We start from the raw sequence: 4,162 nt of genomic DNA, 5'->3' as shown, positions 1-4,162 counted from the left end.
GACTTGCTCGCCGATGCCCAGGTGACAGACCCGGGGCTGGCCCGGCTGCTCGCCTCGATCGGTTCCGCCGTCTTCGCCCAGGCACAGGCAGAGGCCGGGGCCGCAGTGGCCAGGCCATGGGACTCCCCCGTGTTGCCGAAGGCGTCCGCCACTTGCGCACCCGAAGCCGCCGAAGCTGGCGAAAGCCGGCCGCCCACGCCCACCGCGCCGACGACGGCGCAGGCCGTCGCCGCCGTCGTCCGCAGCCAGGAGCGCCTGGTTTACGCCTACGAAACCGTGTTGCCGCACCTGGCCGGCGCTGACCGCGGCGCAGCCGCCCAACGCCTGGGCGCCCATGCCAAGTCCGCGGAAATCTGGCGGTCCGTAGCGGCGGCCGAGTGCCTGGCCCTTCCCTTGCCCGAACCTGTGTATCCGTTGGGCGGGGAATTCACCAGCGATCCGGTGCAGGCGCTGCAGGATGCCGAGCAGGCTGCCCTCGGTCCGTTGGCCGACTTGGTGGCGCTCAGCGACGGGACGGTCCGGCAGCACGCGGTGTCCGGGCTCGCCGCGGCCACTGCCGAGCAGGCGGCGGCGACGGGGATCGTGCTGCCGGCCCCCGGACTGGACGACGAGCTGCTGTCTGCTCCCGCGACCGCTGCTGCCTCATGAAAGCCGGAATGGAACTGCCTTCCGGCTTGCGGCAGACCGCAGCCGGCACAGCTGCCGGCCGCGCGTGGCTGGGCAGCTTTGACGATCTCCATGACGAGGCCATGCAGGCCATGGACCTGCGGGCTGAGGCTGGCGGCCCATGGTTCGGCCATACCGCGGCAGTCTTTCCCGTGCTGGCACCGGAGGGCCGTCCGGCCGTCCTGAAGCTGACCGTTCCCCACCCGGAAGCCGAGGGTGAAGCCCTGGCCCTCAGGCTGTGGGCCGGCCACGGAGCCGTGCAGCTGCTGGATGAACGCGGCCCGTTCGTGCTGCTGCTGGAGCGGCTCGATGTCCACCGCCCGCTGGACTCGGTTGCCTTCGACGATACGATCGGCCTGTGGGGCGGGCTGGTCCGCCAACTTCAGGACGCCCCCGCCGCTGAGGCACGGGGCCGCTTCACGCAGGTGTCCGCACTGGCCGAAGAATGGACGGACACGCTCCCTGCCCGTTGGCTCGAGCTGGGGAAACCGTTCCCCACCTGGCTGATGGAGTGTGCCTTGGAAGTGTGCCAGATCCGGGGCAGCGTCGGCCGGCGCGAGGACCGCGACGTTCTTCTGCACAGCGACCTGCACTACGCCAACATTCTGGCCCGTTTGGATGCCCCGGAATGTTTAGCCGCCATCGACCCGAAGCCTATGGTCGGCGAGCCCGAGTTCACCGCCGCACCGATGCTGTGGAACCGGATCGCAGACCTGTCGGCCACCGATCCCGGGCGGCACCTCAACACCAGGTGCACCGAGCTGGCGGAAGCGGCCGGCATGGATCCGGACACCGCCCTGCAGTGGGCGGTGGCGCGCGAGGTGGACAATGCCCTCGACTACCTGCAGCGCGGTGCCACCGGCGACTGCCTGCGGTCGCTCTGGGTCGCCTCGACCCTGGCCGGCCGGACCCTGCCGGATCTTCCGCCCGCGCACGCCCTGGCAGCACCTGCCTGAGCCGCGCTGTCCCCGCTCAGCGGCCGAGCACGTTCTCCTGCAGCACGTCATAGCCAAGCTTGAGGATCAGCGCTGCGACCACGATCAGGAAGATCACGCGGATAAACCTGCTGCCCTGGGAAACGGCCATCCGGGCACCAACATACCCGCCTGCCATGTTTGCCAATCCCAGCACCAGGCCCAGCCCCCACAGCAGCGCTCCGCTGGGCAGGAAGAACGCCAGGGCGCCCAGGTTTGTTGCCATGTTGACGATCTTTGCCTTCGCGCTGGCGGCCAGGAAGTTGTAGCCGAGCAGTGCCACCATGGCGATGATCAGGAAAGACCCGGTACCGGGACCAATCAGGCCGTCGTAAAACCCGATGATGAGGCCTATTCCGGCCGCGGTGCCCAGGTGGCGCGCACCTTGGTACCTCAGCTGGGTCAGGGAACCCGCGGTCGGACGGAGCGCCGTGAAGACAGCTACCGCGACCAGGGCGAGAACAATGATCGGTTTGAACACTTCGGCCGGCAGCACGGTCGCGACGATGGCTCCGCCGAAGCTTCCGGCCAGCGCGATACCGGCCATCGGCAATGCGGTCTTAAGGTCCGGGTGCGCCCTGCGGTAGTAGGTGACGGCGCTGGTGGTGGTCCCGAAGATGGAGCCCATCTTGTTGGTGGCCAGTGCCTGGACCGGGCTGATGCCGGGCACCAGCAGCAGCACCGGCAGCTGGATCAGCCCGCCCCCGCCAACCACGGCGTCCACCCATCCGGCAGCGAAGCCAGCCACCACCACGAGGGCGAGGGTGGCCAGCTGCAGTTCCTCAAGTCCGGAAATCACCTCCCGGCCAGTGCCGCCAGATGCGTTGCCGCAGTGGCCACCGGAACGTTTTCTGCCTGGCCGGTAGCCCGGTCCTTGACCTCCACGACGCCGTCCGCCAGGCCGCGGCCGACCACCACAATAGTGGGCACGCCGATCAGTTCGGCATCGGAGAACTTCACGCCCGGGGAAACCTTGGGCCGGTCGTCATAGATCACGTCGACGCCGGCGCCCGACAGCTCTTCTGCCAGCTTGTTGGCTGCCTCGAAGATTTCTTCGCCCTTGCCGGTTGCCACGATGTGGACGTGGGCCGGGGCCACGTTGGCCGGCCAGACCAGGCCCTTGTCGTCGTGGTTCGCCTCGGCCAGCGCCGCTACCGCGCGGGTCACGCCGACGCCGTAGGAGCCCATGGTCACCGTGGCCAGCTTGCCGTTGCGGTCCAGCACCTGCAGTCCCAGCGCCTCGGCGTATTTGCGGCCGAGCTGGAAGATGTGCCCCATTTCAATGCCGCGGGCTGCCTCCAGCGGACCTGAACCGTCAGGTGCCGGGTCGCCTTCGCGGACCTCGACCGACTCAATCACACCGTCCCAGCCGAAGTCGCGGCCAGCGACCAGACCGAACACGTGTTTGCCGTCCTCGTTGGCGCCGGTGATCCAGCGTGTGCCGGGTACTACCCGCGGATCCACCAGGTAGAGCAGGCCGGTGGCCGACTCGGCACCGAGCACTGCGGCGTCCAGGCTCCCGCCGGGCCCAATGTAGCCCTTGACCAGCCCGGGATGTTTCTTCAGGTCGTCCTCGGTGGCGGCTTCGACCTCTACTTCGCCGCCCACCGGCAGGAAGGCACCGATGTTGGCCTCGACCCGCTTGAAGTCGACCGCCCGGTCACCTGGTACGCCAATGACCACTACGGTCCGCTCGCCGGTGGGCAGCTTGACTGCCAGCACGACATTCTTCAACGTGTCCGCAGCAGTCCACTCCCCCCCAGTCCGCGGGGCCAGCTGGTTGGCCGCGGCCACCAGGGTGTCAATCGTCGGGGTGTCCGGCGTGTCCTTGACCTCGGCCGCCGGTGCGTTCGCGTAGTCAACCGGCTCCGGCGCCACGGTAGTGACGGCCTCCACGTTGGCCGCGTAGCCGCCGGGCGAACGCACGAACGTGTCCTCGCCGACCTCGGTGGGATGCAGGAACTCCTCGCTCTTTGACCCGCCCATGGCGCCGGAGGTTGCTTTGACCGTGACGACTTCCAGCCCCAGCCGCTTGAAGATCCGCAGGTAGGCGCGGCGGTGCGCGTCATAGCTGGCGTCCAGGCCCTCGTCGTCGATATCGAACGAGTAGGAGTCCTTCATGATGAATTCGCGGCCCCGCAGCAGTCCGGCGCGCGGGCGGGCCTCGTCACGGTACTTGTTCTGGATTTGGTACAGGGTCACCGGCAGGTCCTTGTACGAGGAGTACAAATCCTTGACCAGCAGGGTGAACATTTCCTCGTGCGTGGGCGCCAGCAGGTAGTCCGCGCCCTTACGGTCCTGCAGCCGGAACAGGCCATCGCCGTATTCCGTCCAGCGGTTGGTCGCCTCATACGGCTCGCGCGGCAGCAGCGCCGGGAAATGCACTTCCTGGGCGCCGATGGCATTCATCTCCTCGCGGACAATTGCCTCCACCTTGGCCAGCACCTTCAGCCCCAGCGGCAGCCAGGAATAGATGCCGGGGGCAGCACGGCGGATGTAACCGGCGCGCACCAGCAGCTTGT

Annotated in this window: 4 protein-coding genes; 2 read left to right on the top strand and 2 right to left on the bottom strand. The window is 68.2% G+C overall.

Annotated elements, in window-relative coordinates:
- Both AC5RWT_RS35020 and AC5RWT_RS35015 read left to right on the top strand, forming a co-directional pair.
- The coding region (locus AC5RWT_RS35020) for a DUF4439 domain-containing protein (RefSeq protein WP_494084240.1) at nucleotides 1-648 on the top strand (648 nt) is incomplete at its 5' end.
- An 8-nt stretch (nucleotides 649-656) separates the two neighbouring features.
- Nucleotides 657-1,622 carry an aminoglycoside phosphotransferase family protein gene (locus AC5RWT_RS35015; RefSeq protein WP_494084239.1) on the top strand — a complete coding sequence of 322 codons (966 nt, stop codon included), beginning with the start codon at nucleotides 657-659 and terminating at the stop codon, nucleotides 1,620-1,622.
- 16 nt (nucleotides 1,623-1,638) lie between these two features.
- Here the strand turns inward: AC5RWT_RS35015 and AC5RWT_RS35010 are convergent, their stop codons facing one another.
- Nucleotides 1,639-2,439, bottom strand: coding sequence for a sulfite exporter TauE/SafE family protein (locus AC5RWT_RS35010; protein ID WP_494084238.1), 801 nt, complete (start codon nucleotides 2,437-2,439; stop codon nucleotides 1,639-1,641).
- Nucleotides 2,436-4,162: proline--tRNA ligase (locus tag AC5RWT_RS35005; RefSeq protein ID WP_494084237.1), on the bottom strand; the 1,727-nt coding region annotated here is incomplete at its 5' end. The genes AC5RWT_RS35005 and AC5RWT_RS35010, both read right to left, overlap by 4 nt.

The organism is Arthrobacter sp. Dra40 (assembly GCF_059091905.1).
This window is presented reverse-complemented; position numbering and strand designations above follow the sequence as displayed.